The sequence below is a fragment of the Dyella marensis genome, assembly GCF_049532885.1.
GTDB lineage: Bacteria > Pseudomonadota > Gammaproteobacteria > Xanthomonadales > Rhodanobacteraceae > Dyella_D > Dyella_D marensis.
This window is the reverse complement of the sequence record NZ_CP064029.1, coordinates 4,473,334-4,492,144: the sequence shown is the minus strand read 5'-3', so window position 1 is coordinate 4,492,144 and position 18,811 is coordinate 4,473,334. Positions and strand designations below refer to the sequence as shown.

The window sequence follows — 18,811 nt, the reverse complement described above, 5'->3', positions numbered from 1 at the left end:
CTGGGACATGCTTGCCCGCAGGTCCCGCACAAGGAGCTCCGCATGGCCAGCCGCAGCCACTTCTATCTCTCCATTGACGACCTGGGCCGCGCCCGCGGGCCCGAGCCCAGCCTGAGCTACGCAGGCGCCGGCCCGAGCGACTTCGCTGCGGCGCTGCAGCAGGCACTGCGCGAACCGGGCCTGTTCGAGCGCTGGCGCGCGATGCAGGAAGAACCGGACGAAGTCGATCCCGCCTTGGGCAAGACCGACCCGTCGGCGCAAGTAAATGCGCAGGTCGCCGACCTGCATACGGAAGTGGATCTGATCACCGACCTGCCGATGAGCATCGTGCGGCATCGCCTGAATCTGCTGATCGGTCCGAGCTGGAAGCTGCGCGACATGCGCGCGGCGTAACGCCCTGGCGCGCCGCGGCGCCGCGGCGCGCTGACTTCCGGCCCTTGGACGCGTGCGCCGGCTGTGGTTACAGTCGGTTTTTTCATGCACCAAGGAAATTCCATGCCGCCTCTCCGCGCCCTGGCGATCGCCACCTCGCTCGCCCTCGCCGCCTGCTCGCAGCCGTCCAACGATGCGGCCAAAACCGCCGATCATCCGGCCGCCGCCGCGTCGGCGCCGGCTGCCGCCGAGGCGCCGTCGGCCAATCCGTTCTTCGCCGCCAGCACGCTGCCGTTCGGCGCGCCGCCGTTCGACAAGATCAAGGAGAGCGACTACCAGCCGGCGATCGAAGAGGGCATGAAGCAGCACCTCGCCGAGATCGAGCAGATCGCCAACAATCCGGAAGCACCCACGTTCGACAACACCTACGTGGCGATGGAAAAGGCCGGCGCGCTGCTCACCCGCGTCAACCACGCCTTCGACGCCGTCACCGGCGCCAACACCAGCGACGCGCTGCAGAAGGTGCAGGAAGACGAAGCGCCCAAGCTCGCCGCGCACCAGGACGCGATCTACCTCAACGACAAGCTGTTCAAGCGCGTCGAAGCGGTGTACCAGCAGCGCGAGTCGCTGAAGCTCGATGACGAGTCGCAGCGCCTGGTCGAGGTGGTCTACAAGAACTTCGTGCACCACGGCGCCAAGCTGTCCGAAGCGGACAAGGCCAAGCTGAAGGAACTCAATAAAGAAGAGTCCACCCTCAGCACCCAGTTCACCAACAAGCTGCTCGCCGCCACCAAGGCCGGCGCGCTGGTGGTGGACGACAAAGCCAAGCTGGCCGGCCTTTCCGACGGCGACATCGCCGCCGCGGCGCAGGACGCCAAGGAACGCAAGCTGGATGGCAAGTGGGTGCTGCCGCTGCAGAACACCACGCAGCAGCCGCAGCTGCAGAGCCTGAGCGACCGCGCCACACGCGAGGCGCTGTTCAAGGCCTCGTGGGACCGCGCCGAGCACGGCGACGACAACGACACCCGCGGCCAGATCGAGCGCATCGCCCAAGTGCGCGCCGAGCAGGCCAGGCTGCTGGGCTTCCCGAACTACGCCGCGTGGCAGCTGGAAGACCAGATGGCCAAGACGCCGGATGCGGCGCTGAGCTTCATGCACAACCTGGTCCAGCCGGCCACCGCGCGCGCGCAATCGGAAGCCAAGGACATCCAGGCGGTGATCGACCAGCAGAAGGGCGGCTTCAAGCTCGAAGCCTGGGACTGGACCCGCTACGCCGAGCAGGTGCGCAAGGCCAGGTATGACCTGGACGAGAGCCAGATCAAGCCGTACTTCGAGCTGGACAACGTGCTGCAGAACGGCGTGTTCTACGCCGCCAACCAGCTCTACGGCCTGAGCTTCAAGGAGCGCAAGGACATCCCGGTCTACCAGCCGGACGTGCGCGTGTTCGAAGTGTTCGACAAGGACGGCACCTCGATGGCGCTGTTCTATTGCGACTACTTCAAGCGCGACAACAAGAACGGCGGCGCCTGGATGAGCAACTTCGTCGATCAGTCCAAATTGCTGGGCGCCAAGCCGGTGGTCTACAACGTCGCCAACTTCACCAAGCCCGCGCCGGGCCAGCCGGCCCTGCTGTCGTTCGACGACGTCACCACCATGTTCCACGAGTTCGGCCACGCGCTGCACGGCATGTTCGCCGACTCGCAGTACCCCACTCTCTCCGGCGCCAACACCGCGCGCGACTTCGTCGAATTCCCCTCGCAGTTCAACGAGCACTGGGGCACCGATCCGAAGATCTTCGCCCACTACGCCAAGCACTATCAGACCGGCGAGCCGATGCCGCAGGCGCTGGTGGACAAGATCAAGAAGGCCGGCAGCTTCAACAAGGGCTACGACATGACCGAGCTGGTCGCCGCCGCCTTGCTCGACATGAACTGGCACAGCCTGGGCGCCGACGCGCCGAAGCAGGACGCCGACAAGTTCGAGGCCGAGGCGCTGAAGAAGGACAAGATCGACCTCAGCTACGTGCCGCCGCGCTACCGTTCCAGCTATTTCCAGCACATCTGGGGCAACGGCTACGCCGCCGGCTACTACGCCTACCTGTGGACGCAGATGCTGGCGGACGACGGCTTCGAATGGTTCAAGGAGCACGGCGGCCTGACCCGCGAGAACGGCGACCGCTTCCGCGCCATGATCCTGTCGCGCGGCAACACGGTGGAGCTGGGCAAGCTGTATCGCGACTGGCGCGGCAAGGACCCCAGCGTGGAGCCGATGCTGATCGACCGCGGCCTGAAGGCGGAGCCGGCGGCGAAGAAGTAATCCCGGTGTCGTGGCTTATCGGTGCACCAGATGGCGCACCGATAAGCCGGACGGCGTCCTGCCGGAAAGACGGGGCGCGCAGTGCAGCAATGGTTGTACGGAAAGGAAACGTTTTTCGCATTCACTTAAGGAGAAGGTCATGCAAAAACTGCCGTCCATGCTTGCATCCATCGTTCTGTCGGCCGCGTTCGGCCTGTCCGCCGCCGCACCCGCGGCGCACGCGCAATCCGCCGGCGTGGCCTTGTCGTGCGGCGTCAACGTCTGCGACGCCACCGCGACCAGCCCGGGCTCGCCCACGCCGTTCGTCTACAACTGGTCGTTCACCGGCACCGCGCACCTGTCCGCGCCGTTCCACTGCAACAACAGCGGGCCGCTGGGCCACAAAGCCGAATGCACGTTCCAGTGCCTGCAGCCGTACAACGACCACATCATCATGAAGGTCACGGTGCAGGACGCGACCGGCGCCTACATCGGCGATGCTTCGGCCGGTGCGGTCTGCAACGGTACGGCCGGCGACATCTGAGCCAGCGCAGGTTTTCGATCGGAAAGGGCCGGCCTGTGCCGGCCTTTTTCATGCCGCCAGCGCGTCCGCGCGCACCGCGCCGGGGCTGGTGCCGCTAACCCGCTTGAACAGCCGGCGGAATGCGGCTTCGCTGGCGTAGCCCAGGCGTTCGGCGATCGCCGCCACTGAGAGCTGGCGTTCGCGCAGCAGCTGCTCCGCCACGCTCACCCGCCACTGCGTGACGTATTGCATCGGCGGCATGTGCATCAGCTGGGTGAAGCGTTCGGCGAAGGCCGAGCGCGACATGCAGGCCAGCGCGGCCATCGAGGGCATGGTCCAGGGTTCGCCGGGTTTCTCGTGCACGGCATGCAGCACCTTGCAGATGCGCGCGTCGGCCAGCGCGGCGAACAGGCCCTGGCGTTCCGCGCTGCGGCTGGCGTAGTCGCACACGGCCAGCGCGAACAGCGTGTCGGCCAGCTTGTTGAGCAGCACCTGGCGACCGGCCTGCCGGGACTGCGAGACCTGCACCATCATCTCGGCGAGCTGGCGGAACATGCTGCCGGCCTCGCTGGAACGCACCACGAAGCAGGGCGGCAGGGCGTGGCTCAAGGGATGCCGCGCATGCGCGGGGAAATGCAGCTCGCCGCAGATCAGGCTGGTGGCATCGTCGTCGTGGCCGGCGCCGCGCAGGCGGTGCGGATCGCCATGCGGCAGCACCACCAGGTCGCCCGCGGCCAGCTCCATGCGCAGGCCGATCGCCTTGCTTTCCACGCGGCAGTGGCCGGCGCCGACCAGGTGGAACAGGCCGCAGTGGTAGCGCGGTTCCTCCAGGAACCAGGAGCCGCAGTACTGCAGCTCGGCCACGATATCGACGCGCAGGTTCGACTGGAGCAGCAGGGCTTCCAGCGCCGGAGACACGGCACAGAGTTGGGCTGGGCCGGTTTGACCTGGCATGGGCTGGCCCGGGATAGAGCTGGGCAAGGCGGACATGGGCGTTCCTTTCGCAGCGGTTCGCCCAAAGCTTCGGTGCGGAGGGGCCGGCGGTTACATGCCGCCGGCCTTGAGTTCGCGGAGCAGGCCGGCGTCGACCCACTGCCGCAGCAGGGTGGCGAGGCGGGCCACGGCCTGCCCCGGCGGTGCGTCCGCCGCGGCCAGCTCGCACAGCGCGGCGAATGGTTCGCCCCGCGTCGCCGCGGCCAGCAGCGCCGCTTCGGCCGGCTCCACCGCGCGGTAGCGCACGGTCAGTTCCTGGCGCCATACCAGCAGGCGCCGCGGCCGCGCGCGCCGGCGCAGATGCGGACGCGCCGCGGCGGCGTCCACCGCAGTGCGGAAGGCGTCGACATTGGTGGACAGCGCCAGCCACTGCAGGTGCTGCTGCGGCAGCAGGCGCAGCTCGGCCCAGTCCTGCGGCGCGACGGCGGCCAGCGCCTCGGCGCCGATGGCCGGTTCGTCCGCGGCGTCGAAACAGATGGAGATCGCCCAATCCAGTTCGGCCGCCTCGGCGAAGGCCGGCCGGTCGCGCCAGGGCAGCGCGTAGCGCAGGAACGCGGCCAGCCCCGCGCCGTGCCAGCGCAGGTTGTAGTGCTCGGAGGGGCAGGCGTCGATATAGCGGTCGAGCAAGGCGTTGAAGCGGCGCCCGGCCACGCTGGCGAGGGTGGGGAATTCGTTGCCGAGCGCTTCGCGCAGGCGTGCGCGGTAGCCGTGGCGGTAGATGGCGAGCCGGCTCTTCGCATCGGCGATGCCGTCGCCGACCAGCTCGGCCAGCGGCGTTGCGGCCGATGCCATCACCGCCCGCTGCAGGCGCAGCTGCAAGGCCTGCAGCTCGCTCATGCGGCCGCCTTCGCCAGGGGAGCGGCCAGCCGGCGCGCGTGTTCCAGCTCGGCCAGCAGTTCGCTCAAGGGCGGCATGTGGTCGTCTCGCTCGATCATGGTCGACACCGCGCCGAAGCGGCGCACCGCGGCCTCGTACAGCGTCCACACCGGCGTGGGGACCGGCGCGTCGTGCGTGTCCACCAGCAGCGCCTCGCCGTGTTCGTGGCCGGCGAGATGGAACTGCTGCACGCGTTCGACCGGAATGCCGTCGAGATAGCGCAGCGCATCGAAGCCGTGATTGCGCGCGCTGACGTAGACGTTGTTGATGTCCAGCAGGATCAGGCAGTCCGCGCGCCGCGCCACTTCGGCCAGGAACTCCCATTCCTCCAGCTGCGCATCGGCGAAACGGATATAGCTGGAGACGTTCTCCAGCAGGATGCGCCGCCGCAGCCGCTCCTGCACCTGGCGCACGCGCGCGACCACGTGGTCCAGCGCTTCCTCGGTATACGGCAACGGCATCAGGTCGTGCAGGTTCACGCCCTGCACGCCGGTCCAGCACAGATGGTCGGACACCCAGGCCGGCTCGATGCGCCGGGCCAGCGCGTCCAGGCGCGCGAGATAGCCTTCGTCCAGCGGATCGGTACCGCCGATCGACAGCGACACGCCGTGCATCGCCAGCGGAAAGCGCGCGCGGAAACGTTCCAGCCATACCAGCGGCAAGCCGCCGGGGACCATGTAGTTCTCGGAGACGATCTCCAGCCAGTCGACACTGTGCGGGCGGTCGAGCAGTTCCTGGTAGTACTCCACGCGCAGGCCGAGGCCGTAGCCGAGGTAGGGCGGGCGCTCGTTATCGACATGGCTCATCGCGCGTTACCTCCGCAGTCTTCAAGAGTGAAGCCTTCTCCCATCGGGAGAAGGTGGCGGCAGCCGGATGAGGGTACGGGCGAAGCGGTGCACATCACTCTTGCGCTCCGGCCGTACCCTCACCCCACCCCCTCTCCCAGCGGGAGAGGGGCTCAGAGCATCAAGCCTTGTTCTCAGCCTGCGCCTTCTCGCAGTCCGCCTGGCTCTTCTGCATGGTGAAGCCCTGGCCCTTGCACGCATTCTGGCCTTTACAGGCATTGCTCGCCTGCTTGCATGCGCCGTGGCCCTTGCAGGCCGAGGAGTTCATGCACTTGACCGACGCCGTCGCGCCCTGGGCCTTGTCGCCCTTGGCGTTGTCGGCCATGGCGGCGGAGGCCGCGGTCAGGGCGAACAGGCCGGCGACCATCGCGGCCATCGCGCCGCTCTGCAGAGTCTTCTTCATGGTTCAACTCCCTCTCGAGGTGTGGGTGCCGCCCGGGGCGGCGGTAATGTCCAGTCCGTGCGCCGGTGGCGCGGGTCGGTCTCGACGGCGGGCATTCTGCGCGCCCCGGGGCGGGGGCGAATGTGTCCTGGTATCCGTGGTTCATGCCCGATCGTCCGGTCGCGCGGAACTTCGGCGATGCCGGACCCCGGGCAAGAAAGCGTGGACGCCCGGGCATGGCGGGGCTGCCGGGTGCGGCCGAAGATGCCGCCCACTCTCCTCGACCGGACCACTGCGATGCGTACTTTCCTTGCTGTCCAGGCCTCGCGCCTGCTCGATCTGCTGCATGCCGGACGCTGGCTGGGGCCCTTGGTCATGCGCCTGGGCTTCGGCTATTTCTGGCTGGAGACGGGCATCGCCAAGGTGCAGCACGTGGATGGCTTTGCCGAGCGCTTCGCCAGCTGGAACATTCCGTTTCCGCTGCTGAGCGCCACGGTGTCGGCCTGGACCGACCTGGTCGGCGGTGCCCTGCTGATGCTGGGCCTGTGCACGCGCCTGGTCAGCGTGCCGATGCTGATCAATATGATCGTCGCGCTGACGGTGGTGGTGTCGCGCGATATCTCGGGCCTGGACGAATACGTCGAGAGCTCCGAATTCACCTACATCCTGATTCTGTTCTGGCTGCTGATGGCCGGCCCGGGCAAGGCGAGCCTGGATACCTTGCTGGCGCGCTGGCTGGGCATCCGCACGCGGGACTGAAACGCACGAGGCGCGGTGGATGCCGCGCCTCGTCGATGCTTCTGCGGTAAAGCGCAGCTCAGTAGGCGAATTCGCGGAACACCGGATCCACGCTGCCGTTCCACGCGCCATTGAACAGTTCGAGCTTGCGCTCGGCCGGCGTCTGGTTCGCTTCGACGATCTCCAGCAGCGGCTCCAGGAAGATGCTCTCGTCGGCGCCGTTGCGGTTGAGGCGGGCGCGGCGCTTGAGGCCGTGCGCGGCGATCTTCAGCGTTTCGGCGGCCAGCTCGCGTACCGAGTGGCCGCGGAACGGCAGCTTCAGCGCATGCTTGGGCACGCCGTCGCGCAGCGCGTGGCGTTCCTCGCGGCTGAAATCCTTGACCAGGTCCCAGGCCGCGCCCAGCGCCTCGTCGTCGTACAGCAGGCCGACCCACAGCGCCGGCAGCGCGCACAGGCGGTTCCACGGGCCGCCGTCGGCGCCGCGCATTTCCAGGTACTGCTTCAGGCGCACTTCCGGGAAGGCGGTGGTGAGATGGTCGGCCCAGTCCTTCATGGTGGCGTGCGTGCCGGGCAGGGCCGGCAGCTCGCCGCGCAGGAAGCGCTTGAAGTCCTGGCCGGCCAGGTCGATGTAGCGGCCGTCCTGGTAGCTGAAGTACATCGGCACGTCGAGGATGTAGTCGACGTAGCGCTCGTAGCCGAAGCCGTCCTCGAACACGAAATCCAGCATGCCGGTGCGGTGCGGATCGGTATCCGTCCACACCTGCGAGCGGTACGAGAGGTACCCGTTCGGACGGCCGTCGGTGAACGGCGAATCGGCGAACAGTGCGGTGGCGATCGGCTGCAGCGCCAGGCTGGTGCGGAACTTGCGCACCATGTCGGCTTCGGTTTCGAAGTCGAGGTTGACCTGCACGGTGCAGGTGCGCGTCATCATGTCCAGGCCGAGCGAGCCGACCTTGGGCATGTACTCGCGCATGATCTTGTAGCGGCCCTTGGGCATCCACGGCATTTCGTCGCGGCGCCACTTCGGCTGGAAGCCCATGCCGAGGAAGCCGATGCCGAGGTCGTCGGCGATCGAGCGCACTTCGTTCAAGTGCGTGTTCACTTCGCAACAGGTCTGGTGGATGTTCTCCAGCGGCGCGCCGGAGAGCTCCAGCTGGCCGGCCGGCTCCAGGGTCACCGAGGCCTTGTCGCGCGACAGCGCCACCGGCGTGTCGCCTTCGCGCGCGACGTCCCAGCCATAGCGTTCGGCCAGGCGCTCCAGCAGCACGCGGATGCCGCGTTCTCCTTCGAAGGTGGGCGGGCGCAGGTCGTCGGTGAGGAAGCCGAACTTCTCGTGCTCGGTGCCGATGCGCCAGGCTTCGCGCGGCTTCTCGCCGGCGGCGAGATAGTCGACCAGCTGCTGGCGGTCGCCAATGGGCGTGCTCTTGACGGCACTGGGTATGGACACGATCGGCTCCTTCGCGGGAATCGCAGCACTGTGGGGGTGATCGGGGGATTTTCAAAGTGCCGCGTTACATGAAGCCCCTCTCCCCTTGGGAGAGGGGTGAGGGTGCGGGCGGAGCGCAAGAGTGATATGCACCGCTCCCGGCCGGACCCTCATCCGGCTGCCGCCACCTTCTCTCCCACGGGGACTACCTTCGGGTCGCCGAGGGGAGAAGGGTTCCACCCGAAGGGTTGAGGCTAGCGATCCGGCGACGAGGCGCGCACCGGGAAATCGATCCGCATCCGCGCGCCGCGCCCGCAGCTGCCATCGAGGATGCTGAAGCTGGCGCCGTGGGCGCGGGCCGATTCCTCGACGATGGCCAGGCCCAGGCCGCAGCTGTCGCCGTCGCTGTTGGGACCGCGGTAGAAGCGCTCCTTCACCTTTTCGCGATCGGCCGGCGGGATGCCGCTGCCGGTGTCGTCCACTTCCAGGAACGGCCGCCCGCCCTCCACGCCGCAGCGCAGGGTGACGTGGCCGCCGGCGGGCGTATGGCGGATGGCGTTGTCGACCAGGTTGATCAGCAGCTCGTGCAGCACCCAGTACACGCCGGCCACGCGCGCCGGCTGGCAGTCGGCGCCCAGGTCGATGTCGTGGGCCAGGGCGCGGTCCAGCGAGGCGCTCACCACCTGGGCGATCAGCTTGCCCAGGTCCACCGGCAGGAAGCGGCTGGAGCCGTGCGCCGACGGCTCGGCGCGGGCCAGCGCCAGCAGCTGGTTGGCGGTATGCGCAAGGCGGTCGACGCCGCCATGCAGCAGGGCGATGCGCTCATGCAGCGGCGTGCCGGCGGTGTCGCGGGCCAGCACTTCCAACTGGGCCTTCACTCCGGTGAGCGGCGTGCGCAGCTGGTGCGCCGCGTTGGCGAGGAAATGCTGCTGCGACAGCGCGGAGTCGCGCACCGTGCCCAGCAGCGCATTGAGCGATTCGACCAGCGGCAGCACTTCGCTGGGCACGTTGTCGGTGGGCAGCGCGGTGAGATTGTGCGAGGGGCGGTTGGCGATCTGGTCGCGCAGCCGCTGCAGCGGGCGCAGCGCCACGCTGATGCCGAACAGGGCGATGCCGAACACCAGCAGCATCTGGATGCTGTCGTTGACGCCGAAGGACAGGTCCATCCGCTGCACCGCCATGTCGCGGCGCAGCGGCGTCTCGCCCACGGTAATGACCAGCGGCTCGCCGCCTTCGATCACGCGATAGCTCACCAGGCGCAACCCCAGCCCCTGGTAGCTGGCGTCGGCGTAGGCGAATTCGTCGTCCTTCTCGGCCGGCACGATCGGCAGGTCTTCGGAGCCGGCGTAGGTCGAGCCCTGCGCATTGCTGACGCGATAGAAGAAGCGTTCTTCCGGCAGCGCGCGCAGCGGCGGCGGCGGATGGTCCGGCAGCATGATGTCGAACTGGCCGCCGGGCTGGCGGTGGATCTGCGTGGCGATCGCCAGTACCGCGCGCGCCAGCGAGCGGTCGAACGAGGCGTAGATCGGCGACACGATCGAGTGATGGTCGATCGCCACGCCGACCACCAGCATCACCGTCAGCGGGGCCAGCAGGTAGCCCAGCAGGCGGCGGCGGACGCTGGGGCGCCGCGGAGTGATGTCAGCCGTCCTCGAGCCGGTAGCCGAGGCCGCGGATGCCGCGGATCGAGGCCGAGTCGCCCAGCTTGCTGCGCAGGCGCGACACGTGCACTTCGATGGCGTTGCCGGAGATGTCCTCGCTCCAGCCGGCGATGGCCTGGGTCAGGCGCTCCTTGCTCACCACCTTGCCGCTGTGGTGCGCCAGGCATTCGAGGATGGACCATTCGCGGCGGGTCAGTTCCAGCGCCTCGCCCGCGGCATTGATGGCGCGGCGGCCGGCCAAGTCGATGCGCAGGCCGCCGACGGTGAGTTCGTTGGCGCTGGCGGCGCTGGCGCGGCGGATCAGGGCGCGGCAGCGCGCGGCCAGTTCCGGCAGGGCGAAGGGCTTCACCAGGTAGTCGTCGGCGCCCAGGTCCAGCGTGCTGACGCGGTCGTCCAGGCCGTCGCGCGCGGTGACGATCAGCAGCGGCAGGCCTTGGCCGGAGCGGCGCAGGCGGCGCACCAGGCTCAGGCCGTCCTCGCCGGGCAGGCCTAAGTCGATGATGGCCAGGTCGTAGTGGGCGCTGTCCATCATCCCGGAGACCGGCTCGGCGGTGCCCACGTGGTCGACCACATAGCCCTCGCCGGTAAGGCCACGGACGATGCCATCGGCCACCAGCGGATCGTCTTCGACTAGCAATATGCGCATAAGAGGCACGTTGAACGGAGTGCCCGGCATGCTAGCAGGCCCATGCCCGGGGGAAATAGCCGGTACCGGCTAAGAAAAAACTAAGGTCGCCGCGGACCGGCGCTTCGAATACGCCGCCATCACGCCTAAGCGTTTCCACGGCGCAGGTTTCGATCGAGCAAGCCGCCAATTTCGTACAAATACTGGATGTGCGGGATGCGCTCTGAATCTCCCGCCCAAACCACACCGCGCCCACGGGGCGCCGGCAAAAATGATCGCCACGGAGACGCCCGCGGCGCTGCCCGGAACGGGCGATCGACCTTTCCGGCACGGCGGCGGCCACTCCGTGTTCTCCCTGCTTCGACCCCCGAAGCGCCATGGATCATCAATCAGGCGAGGATTTGCCATGTCATACATTTCGATTGGAAAAGAGGATTCCCGCTACGAAACCTTGAAGAAGGGTTTCAACCAGCGCTGGCCATCTCCCGGCCAGGACGCAGGCTCGATCTACGTCTGCCGCACCGTGGAAGATGCCGAGCGCGCCTTGCAGAACGCCGTGAACCAGGGCTTGCGCCCCACCGTCCGCAGCGGCGGGCATTGCTACGAAGGCTTCGTATCCAACAATTCCGGCGGCGTCATCATCGACATCGGCCAGCTGACCGAGCTGAGCATCCACGACGATGCGGACAACCCCTTTTACCGCGTCGGCGCCGGTACGCAGAACTGGGACGGCTACGTCAACCTGTTCAAGCTCACCGGCAGCCTGCCGCCGGGCGGCTCGTGCTACTCGGTCGGCGTGGGCGGCCACGTGGTGGCCGGCGGCTATGGGCTGATGTCGCGCATGCACGGCCTGACCGTGGACTGGCTCAAGGCGGTGGAGTTGCTGACGGTGGGCAAGAACGGGGCGGTGGAGCGCCGCCTGGTCGATGCCACTAACGATCCGGACCTGTTCAAGCTCTGCCGCGGCGGTGGCGGCGGCAACGTCGGCATCATTACCAGCTATTACTTCGACCCGCTGCCCAAGGCACCCGCCAAGGTGGCGCTGTTGACGAAGCAGTATCCGTGGGCGCAGTTCGAGAACGACAAGCCCAGGTTCAAGGCTTTCCTGCAGGCCTATGCCAACTACATGAAGCGGGCCGACAGCGACCCCCGTACCTATGGCCTGTTCACCTTGTTCAAGCTCACGCACATCAGCGCGGGCAACATCGGCCTGGTGGTGCAGTACACGGACCAGAACGGACAGCTGGAAGACACCCAGCCGCTGCTCGACCTGATCAACGCCATGGACTCGGTGGCGGAGGGCGCGCCGCACACCGCCTACATGCCGGGCACGGGGCCGCTTCCGTTTGCGCGGCATCCTGTCTCGCGCCAGGCCGTCGGCGAGCTGCCGGAGGGCGCCATCGTGTACGACTGGCTGTATGCGACGCAGACGGTCAACGGTTCGGGCAACAACCAGCGCGGCAAGTACAAGTCCTCGTACATGAAGGACATCTTCACCGACCACGAGATGGACGCACTCTTCAAGTACCTGGTGCAGAAGGGCGATGGCGACTTCTCGCAGTCGCTGGTGCAGGTCGATTCCTACGGCGGCGCCATCAACCACAAGGCTGCGGGCAACAACGGTTTCGATCCGGCCGCGAACAAGACCGCGGTATTCCAGCGCAATTCGATCATGAAGCTGCAGTACCAGACCTACTGGACCGACAGCGCCAACGACGAGAAGCACATCCAGTGGCTGCGCGACTTCTACTACGAAGTGCACCGCTTCGACGGCTATAACGGCACGCCGTATCCGAAGTCGCTGGCCTTGCCGGCGTCGCGCTACGAGGGCTGCTATATCGGCTATCCGGACGTCGACATGCTGACCGGCGAGGACCCGTCCAAGCCCTATTACAACTGGGGCGAACTCTATTACGGGCCGCTGTACAAGGAGCTGGTCGCCACCAAGAGCAAGTACGATCCAGGCCGGATCTTCCGCTTCTCGATGTCGCTGGGGGCCACGCCGCCGCCCGTTCACCGCGGCTGACGATCGAAGCCGCGCCGGCAGGCTCTGTGCGTTGCGGGGCCTTTCGGAGCATGCCACGCGGTGGCATGGGCTATGAGGCCGATCCGGGAGCATGCGTGCTCCCGGATCGTTCGAGCCCGTCAGCCAACGATCGCGGCCAGTCCCAGGGTAAGCAGCAGCGCGATGATCGAGATCAGCGTCTCCAGCACCGTCCAGGTCTTGAGCGTCTGCGTCACGGTCATGTTGAAGTACTGCTTCACGATCCAGAAACCGCCGTCGTTGACGTGGGACAGGATCAGCGAACCGGCACCCGTGGCCAGCACCATCAGTTCCGGATGCACGGCCTTGCTCGCCGCCGCGGCGATCGGGGCGACGATGCCGCAGGCCGTGCCCATGGCCACCGTGGCCGAGCCGGTGGCGATGCGCAGCAGGGCGGCGATCAGCCAGCCCAGCAGCAGCGGCGAAATCTGCGAGGACTGCGTCGCGGCGATGATGGCGTGGGAAACGCCCGAATCCAGCAGGATGCGGCCGAAGCCGCCGCCCGCGCCCACCACCAGGATGACGGTGGCCGTCGGCGCGAGGCAGTCGTTGGTGAAACCGAGGATGGTCTCGCGGCTGAAGCCACGGCGCTTGCCGAAGGTGTAGAAGCTCAGCAGCACCGCGACCAGCAGGGCCACCACCGGATTGCCGAGGAAGGCCAGCAACTGGTTGGCCGCGCCGCCCGGCGTGGTCAGCAGGTCGGCCCAGGTGCCGACCAGCATCAGCAGCACCGGCAGCAGCAGCGTGGCCAGCGCGATGCCGAAGCTCGGCAGCTCGCGCGACCCGTCCATCTCGACGAATTCCTTCTCCAGCGGATTGTCGCCCTCGACGAGGACGTAGCGCGTGATCCAGCGGGCGTACAAAGGCCCGGCGATGATCGCCGCAGGCAGGCCCACCAGCACCGCGTAGAGGATGGTCTTGCCGATGTCGGCCTTGTACGCGGTGACCGCCAGCAGGGCCGCGGGATGCGGCGGCACCAGCCCATGGACCACCGAAAGGCCGGCCGCCATCGACAGGCCGATCAGCAGCAGCGGCAGGCCGGCGCGCCGGGCGATATGGAAGGCCACCGGTATCAGCAGCACGAAGCCGACGTCGAAGAACACCGGCAGGCCGACGATAAAGGCCACGAACATCATGGCCCAGTGCGCGCGCCGCTCGCCGAACGCGGCGATCAGCGTATGTGCGATGCGTTCGGTGCCGCCGGACTCGGCCATCATCTTGCCGAGCATGGTGCCCAGCGCGATCAGCAGCGCGATATGGCCCAGCGTATTGCCGGCGCCGGTCTCGAACGCCTTGACGATGCCCTTCATCGGCATGCCGACCGCTGCACCCAAGCCGAGCGATACGGCCAGCAGGGCGACGAAGGGATTGAGCTTGAGCGCCGCGATCAGATAGATCAGGACGCCCACGGCCACGGTTGCCGCCAGCAGCAAGGCATCGCCTTGCAACAGAAAGTTGGTTTGTATGGGGTTCATTGCCTCACCGGTGCGCGATGGATACGGGACACCGGCTCAAGATGCCTGACAAAACGCTCCTGTCGGTTGGCAATCGCCTTTGTCCGCGTTGTTTTCAGCAGACTCCTATAGCTACGCATCGCAATGATGCGAAAGCTCTTACGCGAAGGCCTGAAATCTCGGGCGCGACCGCTGAGATTCCATGGGCTGACTACGCCGCCGTCAGTTTCTTGTAGGCCACGCAGTCGACCTCGACCTTGCAGTCCACCACCATGCTCGACACCACGCAGGCGCGCGCCGGCGGGTGCGCGCCGAAGTACTGCTTGAACACGCGGTTGAACGAAGGAAAGTCGCGTGGATCGTCCAGCCACACGCCGCAGCGCACGACGTGCTCGGTGCCGTAGCCGGCTTCTTCGAGAATGGCGATCAGGTTGCGGATGGTCTGGTGCGACTGCTCGATGATGCCGCCGTGGATCACCTCGCCGTCCACCATCGGCGTCTGCCCGGAGACGAACAGCCAGCCGTCGGCACCCGCGGCGCGCGCGAAGGGCAGATGCTGGCCGCCGGTGCCGGAGCCGCCTTCGACGCCGAATCGAACGATGGGATCGGTCATGCTTGAGTCCTCGGATGTTGGAGTGGATGGAAATCAGACGGTAGCCGCGGCGGCATGCGCCGCCGCCTGCCGGGGAAGGTAACGCCCTGCGCGCTGCGGCAGCGCGCGGCCCTGGCGATAGGACAGCACGCCGTTCACCCACACGGCCTCGATTCCGGCCGCCTGCTGCCGCGGCTGGTCGAAGGTGGCCGTGTCGCGCACGGTGGCGGGGTCGAACAGCACCAGGTCGGCCCAATAACCCGGGCGGACGAAGCCGCGCCCGGCCAGGCCGAAGCGCTCCGCCGACTGCCCGGTCATCTTGCGCACGGCGGTGGCCAGGCCGAACAGGCCGCGTTCGCGGCTGTAGTAGCCCAGCACGCGCGGAAACGCGCCCCACAGGCGCGGATGCGGATGCACGTCGTGCGGCAGGCCGTCGGAACCGATGGTGGTGGCGGGATGCGCCAGGATGTCCGAGACGTCCGCATCGGACATGTTGTGATAGACGGCATTGGCCGGTTGCAGGCGGCGCGCGGTCTCCATCAGATCCATGCCCCAGAGTTCGGCGATCTGCCTGAGCGTGCGCCCGGCCATTTCCGGATGCGGCACCGATGCGGTGACGTCGATCTCGATGTCATTGGTGACCTGCTTCAGGTCGAGCGTGGACGAGCTGGCGATATAGGGATAGGCATCGCAGCCGACCGCATGATCGCGCTGCGCCGCCTCGATGGCGTCCAGTACCTCGCCCGCGCGGCCCCAGTTGGCGGCGCCGGCGCATTTCAGATGCGAAATCACCACCGGCGCCCGCGCCTGCCGGCCGATCCGGCAGGCTTCGTCGATGGCGCCGAGGATGCCGGCGAACTCGGTGCGCAGATGCGTCGCGTAGATGGCGCCGGCCGCCGCCAGCGGCTCGGCCAGCGCCATCACCTCCTCGGTGGTGGCGGCAAACGCATTGCCGTAGGCCAGTCCGGTGGACAGGCCCAGCGCGCCATGCGCCAGCGCCTCGCGCAGCTGGCCGCGCATGGCGTCGATCTCCGCCGGCGTGGCGCAGCGGTCCAGCCGGTCCATATGGTTCTGGCGCAGCGAGGTATGGCCGACCAGGGCCGCCACGTTCACCGCCGGCTGCGCGCGCCCGATGGCTTCGACGTAGGCGGCGAAGGTGGGATAGGCAAACGCCTGCGCCGGACCGAGCAGGTTCATCGGGTCCGGCGGCTCGCCGCCCAGGGCGACGGGCGCGGCGCTGATGCCGCAGTTGCCGACCACCACCGTGGTCACGCCCTGCGACAGCTTGGGCAGCATCTGCGGCTCGCGGATCAGCTGCAGGTCGTCGTGCGTGTGCACGTCGATAAAGCCGGGAGCGAGCGTCAGGCCAGCGCCGTCGATTTCATCGATGCCGCGCCAGCGGCTGACCAGCGCGTGGCCGATCTCGGCGATGCGGCCGTCTTCGATGGCGACGTCGAACAAGGTGTCGTCCATGTCGGCGCCGCTGCCATCGACGATGCGGACGCGGCGGATAAGAGTGTGAAAGTGCTGCATGGCGATCCTTGGTCGGTAGGAAATATCTAGGCTGGTGCGTCGGTAGCTGCTGGTCGTGATGGAAAGATCTGACGGTTAATTCTGAAAATTGGATCGGTGCGATGGCGTCGGCGTTCGCGTGCGTTCAAGATCGATGACCGTTCGCCTATGATCAATTTTTTCCGTGACATCCCCCGGTATTTAGGACAATTCCCTATGCCCGACCGAAAGTCGCCGAGCGGCCTCATGGCCGCCACCGTCCATCCGCTCGACAAAGGCATCGGCGGGCTCGACGCGCCCTGTGCGCCGGAAGAGATCGCCGCGCGCGGCTGGAATCTGTTCGAGGAAGACCTCAGCCTGCCCGCGGCCGTGCTGTCGCAGCCGCGGCTCGAGCACAACCTGGCGTGGATGCAGCGCTTCGCCGCCGAATACGGCGTGCAGCTCGCGCCGCACGGCAAGACCACCATGGCGCCGCGCCTGTTCGCGCGCCAGCTCGACGCCGGCGCCTGGGGCGTCACGCTGGCGACGGCGCAGCAGGTGCGCGCGGCGTATGCGCATGGCGTGCGGCGCGTGCTGATGGCCAACCAGCTGGTGGGGCGGCGCAATATGGCGATCGTCGCCGAGCTGCTGGCCGATCCGTCGTTCGAATTCTTCTGCCTGGTCGACAGCGTCGAACAGGTGCGGCAGCTGGCGGCGTTCTTCGGCGCGGCCGGGCAGCGCGTCCAGGTGCTGATCGAGCTCGGCGTGCAGGGTGGCCGCACCGGCGTGCGCGACGAGGCGCAATGGCAGGCGGTGCTCGAAGCGCTGGCGCAGGCGCAGGGCACGGTCAAGCTGGCCGGTGTGGAAGTCTACGAGGGCGTGCTGAAAGACGAGGCAGTGATCCGCGCCTTTCTGCAGCGTGCGGTCGAGGCCGTGCATGCCCTGGCGCGGGCGGGCCGCCTGGAACGCGCGCCGGCGGTGCTGAGCGGTGCCGGGTCGGCCTGGTACGACGTGGTGGCCGAAGAATTTTCCAAAGCCGATATCGGTGTGCCGCTCGATGTGGTGCTGCGCCCGGGCTGTTATCTCACGCACGATGTCGGTGCCTACCGCGCCGCGCAGACGCGCATCCAGGCGAGCAATCCCATCGCGCGACGCATGCAGTCCAGCCTGCTGCCCGCCCTGCAGGTGTGGGCCTACGTGCAATCCGTGCCGGAACCGGAGCTGGCCATCGTGGCGCTGGGCAAGCGCGATGCCGCCTTCGACGCGGGTTTCCCGCTGCCGGCCGCGCACTTCCGGCCCGGCAGCTCCGCCCCCGCGGCCGTGCCGGAGCACTGGGCGATCACCGGCATGATGGACCAGCACGCCTATCTGAAGATCGCCGCCGGCGACGATCTTCGCGTCGGCGACATGCTCGCCTTCGACATCTCCCATCCCTGCCTGACCTTCGACAAGTGGCGGCAGATTCCCGTGATCGACGATGCCGGCCAGGTGGTCGACATCGTGCAGACCTATTTCTGAGACGGCAGGACGAACAGCAATGACGCAGATCCTGGCCTTCGGCGAGCCGCTCGCCGAATTCAACCAGACCCGTCCGGACAGCGCCGCATGGCAGCTCGGCTACGGCGGCGACACCTCCAACTTCTGCATCGCCGCCGCGCGCCAAGGCGCCGAGGCGGGCTATATCGGCGCCGTCGGCGAAGACCGCTTCGGCGATGGCCTGCGCCAGCTATGGGAAGCGGAGCAGGTCGAGCACACCCATGTACTGACGGACGAACAGGCGCCGACCGGCGTGTACTTCGTGTCGCACGATGCGTCGGGACACCATTTCGACTACCTGCGCGCCGGTTCCGCCGCCAGCCGCTATGCGCCGGACCGGCTGCCGCGCCGGGCCATCGCCTCGGCGCGCGCGCTGCACCTGTCGGGCATCAGCCTGGCGATCAGCCAGAGCGCCTGCGATGCCGGCCTGGCCGCGATGGAAGAGGCGCGCGCGGCCGGCGTCATGGTCTCGTTCGACACCAACTTGCGGTTGCGCCTGTGGCCGCTGGCGCGGGCCCGCGCCGTCATGCGCGAAGCGCTGCGGATGTGCGAGGTGTGCCTGCCGAGCTGGGACGACGTCACCGCCTTGCTGGATTGCGACGACCGCGACTTCATCGTCGACACGCTGCTGGGCTACGGCGTCGAGCTGATCGCGCTGAAGATGGGCGCGCAGGGTTGCTACGTCGCCACGCTGCATCAACGCACCCTGGTGCCGGCGTACGCAGTGGAGGCGGTCGATGCCACCGGTGCGGGCGATTGCTTCGGCGGCGCCTTCGTCGCGCGGCTGGTGGCAGGCGACGATGCCGTGGCCGCGGCGCGCTATGCCAACGTGGCCGCGGCACTGTCGACCACCGGCTACGGCGCCGTCGCTTCCATTCCGCATGCCGCGGCGGTGTACGGGGCGCTGGAGAAATACGCCTGCGCTTCGTGAGCGCAGGCCAGGCCCGATAGGCATCGC

At 67.7% G+C, this 18,811-nt stretch carries 17 protein-coding genes; 7 read left to right on the top strand and 10 right to left on the bottom strand.

The annotated features are described in order from the left end of the window. Positions 1-42: 42 nt before the first annotated feature. The 3 genes from ISN75_RS19645 (at position 43) to ISN75_RS19635 (ending at position 3,211) form a co-directional block, all read left to right on the top strand. Complete coding sequence (locus ISN75_RS19645) at positions 43-393, top strand: hypothetical protein (protein WP_343817744.1); 351 nt, start codon at positions 43-45, stop codon at positions 391-393. Positions 394-495: 102 nt separating this feature from the next. Further along, the gene (dcp, locus tag ISN75_RS19640; protein ID WP_343817742.1) at positions 496-2,688 is read left to right on the top strand and encodes a peptidyl-dipeptidase Dcp; all 2,193 of its coding nucleotides are present in this window, start codon (positions 496-498) and stop codon (positions 2,686-2,688) included. 139 nt (positions 2,689-2,827) lie between these two features. Further along, complete coding sequence (locus ISN75_RS19635; protein ID WP_343817740.1) at positions 2,828-3,211, top strand: hypothetical protein; 384 nt, start codon at positions 2,828-2,830, stop codon at positions 3,209-3,211. Between the two features lie 48 nt (positions 3,212-3,259). Here the strand turns inward: ISN75_RS19635 and ISN75_RS19630 are convergent, their stop codons facing one another. The 4 genes from ISN75_RS19630 to ISN75_RS19615 all read right to left on the bottom strand — a co-directional run bounded on the left by ISN75_RS19630 (position 3,260) and on the right by ISN75_RS19615 (position 6,307). Next, a complete protein-coding gene (locus ISN75_RS19630) occupies positions 3,260-4,108 on the bottom strand; it encodes a cupin domain-containing protein (protein WP_167253648.1) in 849 nt (282 codons plus the stop codon). A 126-nt stretch (positions 4,109-4,234) separates the two neighbouring features. Continuing rightward, a complete protein-coding gene (locus tag ISN75_RS19625; RefSeq protein WP_343817738.1) occupies positions 4,235-5,020 on the bottom strand; it encodes a DNA-binding domain-containing protein in 786 nt (261 codons plus the stop codon). Continuing rightward, a complete protein-coding gene (locus ISN75_RS19620; protein WP_168648248.1) occupies positions 5,017-5,865 on the bottom strand; it encodes a DUF692 domain-containing protein in 849 nt (282 codons plus the stop codon). Before ISN75_RS19620 ends, ISN75_RS19625 begins: the two co-directional genes overlap by 4 nt. 160 nt (positions 5,866-6,025) lie before the next feature. Beyond that, complete coding sequence (locus tag ISN75_RS19615) at positions 6,026-6,307, bottom strand: hypothetical protein (protein ID WP_167253654.1); 282 nt, start codon at positions 6,305-6,307, stop codon at positions 6,026-6,028. Positions 6,308-6,583: 276 nt separating this feature from the next. Here ISN75_RS19615 and ISN75_RS19610 point away from each other — a divergent pair, with 276 nt between their 5' ends. After that, on the top strand, positions 6,584-7,045 hold the full coding sequence (locus ISN75_RS19610) for a DoxX family protein (protein ID WP_343817735.1): 462 nt from the start codon (positions 6,584-6,586) through the stop codon (positions 7,043-7,045). A 58-nt stretch (positions 7,046-7,103) separates the two neighbouring features. On the opposite strand, the gene ISN75_RS19605 is transcribed toward ISN75_RS19610, so the two are convergent. The 3 genes from ISN75_RS19605 to ISN75_RS19595 form a co-directional block, all read right to left on the bottom strand. Further along, positions 7,104-8,471 (bottom strand): glutamate--cysteine ligase, encoded by a 1,368-nt coding sequence (locus ISN75_RS19605; RefSeq protein WP_167253658.1) that lies wholly within the window; start codon positions 8,469-8,471, stop codon positions 7,104-7,106. Between the two features lie 233 nt (positions 8,472-8,704). Then, positions 8,705-10,024: a sensor histidine kinase gene (locus tag ISN75_RS19600; RefSeq protein ID WP_167253660.1), complete on the bottom strand. Its 1,320-nt coding sequence runs from the start codon at positions 10,022-10,024 to the stop codon at positions 8,705-8,707. A 67-nt stretch (positions 10,025-10,091) separates the two neighbouring features. Beyond that, the gene (locus ISN75_RS19595; RefSeq protein ID WP_167253662.1) at positions 10,092-10,757 is read right to left on the bottom strand and encodes a response regulator; all 666 of its coding nucleotides are present in this window, start codon (positions 10,755-10,757) and stop codon (positions 10,092-10,094) included. 385 nt (positions 10,758-11,142) lie between these two features. On the opposite strand from ISN75_RS19595, the gene ISN75_RS19590 reads away from it, so the two are divergent. Beyond that, positions 11,143-12,762: an FAD-dependent oxidoreductase gene (locus ISN75_RS19590; protein ID WP_343817732.1), complete on the top strand. Its 1,620-nt coding sequence runs from the start codon at positions 11,143-11,145 to the stop codon at positions 12,760-12,762. Positions 12,763-12,881: 119 nt separating this feature from the next. Here the strand turns inward: ISN75_RS19590 and ISN75_RS19585 are convergent, their stop codons facing one another. From ISN75_RS19585 to ISN75_RS19575, 3 genes are all read right to left on the bottom strand, one after another. Continuing rightward, positions 12,882-14,255, bottom strand: coding sequence for a gluconate:H+ symporter (locus tag ISN75_RS19585; protein WP_343817731.1), 1,374 nt, complete (start codon positions 14,253-14,255; stop codon positions 12,882-12,884). A gap of 190 nt (positions 14,256-14,445) precedes the next feature. Continuing rightward, entirely contained in the window at positions 14,446-14,847 is a 402-nt protein-coding gene (locus ISN75_RS19580; RefSeq protein WP_343817729.1) for a RidA family protein, read from the bottom strand. A gap of 33 nt (positions 14,848-14,880) precedes the next feature. Further along, entirely contained in the window at positions 14,881-16,359 is a 1,479-nt protein-coding gene (locus ISN75_RS19575) for a D-aminoacylase (protein ID WP_343817725.1), read from the bottom strand. A 225-nt stretch (positions 16,360-16,584) separates the two neighbouring features. Here ISN75_RS19575 and ISN75_RS19570 point away from each other — a divergent pair, with 225 nt between their 5' ends. Next, the gene (locus tag ISN75_RS19570) at positions 16,585-17,835 is read left to right on the top strand and encodes an amino acid deaminase (RefSeq protein ID WP_343817723.1); all 1,251 of its coding nucleotides are present in this window, start codon (positions 16,585-16,587) and stop codon (positions 17,833-17,835) included. Between the two features lie 19 nt (positions 17,836-17,854). Continuing rightward, positions 17,855-18,784 carry a sugar kinase gene (locus tag ISN75_RS19565; RefSeq protein ID WP_167253674.1) on the top strand — a complete coding sequence of 310 codons (930 nt, stop codon included), beginning with the start codon at positions 17,855-17,857 and terminating at the stop codon, positions 18,782-18,784. Positions 18,785-18,811 lie beyond the last annotated feature (27 nt).

Coding starts and splice junctions, on each gene's coding strand:
- ISN75_RS19645 (WP_343817744.1), top strand. CDS start 43: ATGGCCAGCCGCAGCCACTTCTATCTCTCCATTGACGACCTGGGCCGC.
- dcp (WP_343817742.1), top strand. CDS start 496: ATGCCGCCTCTCCGCGCCCTGGCGATCGCCACCTCGCTCGCCCTCGCC.
- ISN75_RS19635 (WP_343817740.1), top strand. CDS start 2,828: ATGCAAAAACTGCCGTCCATGCTTGCATCCATCGTTCTGTCGGCCGCG.
- ISN75_RS19625 (WP_343817738.1), bottom strand. CDS start 5,020: ATGAGCGAGCTGCAGGCCTTGCAGCTGCGCCTGCAGCGGGCGGTGATG.
- ISN75_RS19620 (WP_168648248.1), bottom strand. CDS start 5,865: ATGAGCCATGTCGATAACGAGCGCCCGCCCTACCTCGGCTACGGCCTC.
- ISN75_RS19615 (WP_167253654.1), bottom strand. CDS start 6,307: ATGAAGAAGACTCTGCAGAGCGGCGCGATGGCCGCGATGGTCGCCGGC.
- ISN75_RS19610 (WP_343817735.1), top strand. CDS start 6,584: ATGCGTACTTTCCTTGCTGTCCAGGCCTCGCGCCTGCTCGATCTGCTG.
- ISN75_RS19600 (WP_167253660.1), bottom strand. CDS start 10,024: ATGCTGGTGGTCGGCGTGGCGATCGACCATCACTCGATCGTGTCGCCG.
- ISN75_RS19595 (WP_167253662.1), bottom strand. CDS start 10,757: ATGCGCATATTGCTAGTCGAAGACGATCCGCTGGTGGCCGATGGCATC.
- ISN75_RS19590 (WP_343817732.1), top strand. CDS start 11,143: ATGTCATACATTTCGATTGGAAAAGAGGATTCCCGCTACGAAACCTTG.
- ISN75_RS19585 (WP_343817731.1), bottom strand. CDS start 14,255: ATGAACCCCATACAAACCAACTTTCTGTTGCAAGGCGATGCCTTGCTG.
- ISN75_RS19580 (WP_343817729.1), bottom strand. CDS start 14,847: ATGACCGATCCCATCGTTCGATTCGGCGTCGAAGGCGGCTCCGGCACC.
- ISN75_RS19575 (WP_343817725.1), bottom strand. CDS start 16,359: ATGCAGCACTTTCACACTCTTATCCGCCGCGTCCGCATCGTCGATGGC.
- ISN75_RS19570 (WP_343817723.1), top strand. CDS start 16,585: ATGGCCGCCACCGTCCATCCGCTCGACAAAGGCATCGGCGGGCTCGAC.
- ISN75_RS19565 (WP_167253674.1), top strand. CDS start 17,855: ATGACGCAGATCCTGGCCTTCGGCGAGCCGCTCGCCGAATTCAACCAG.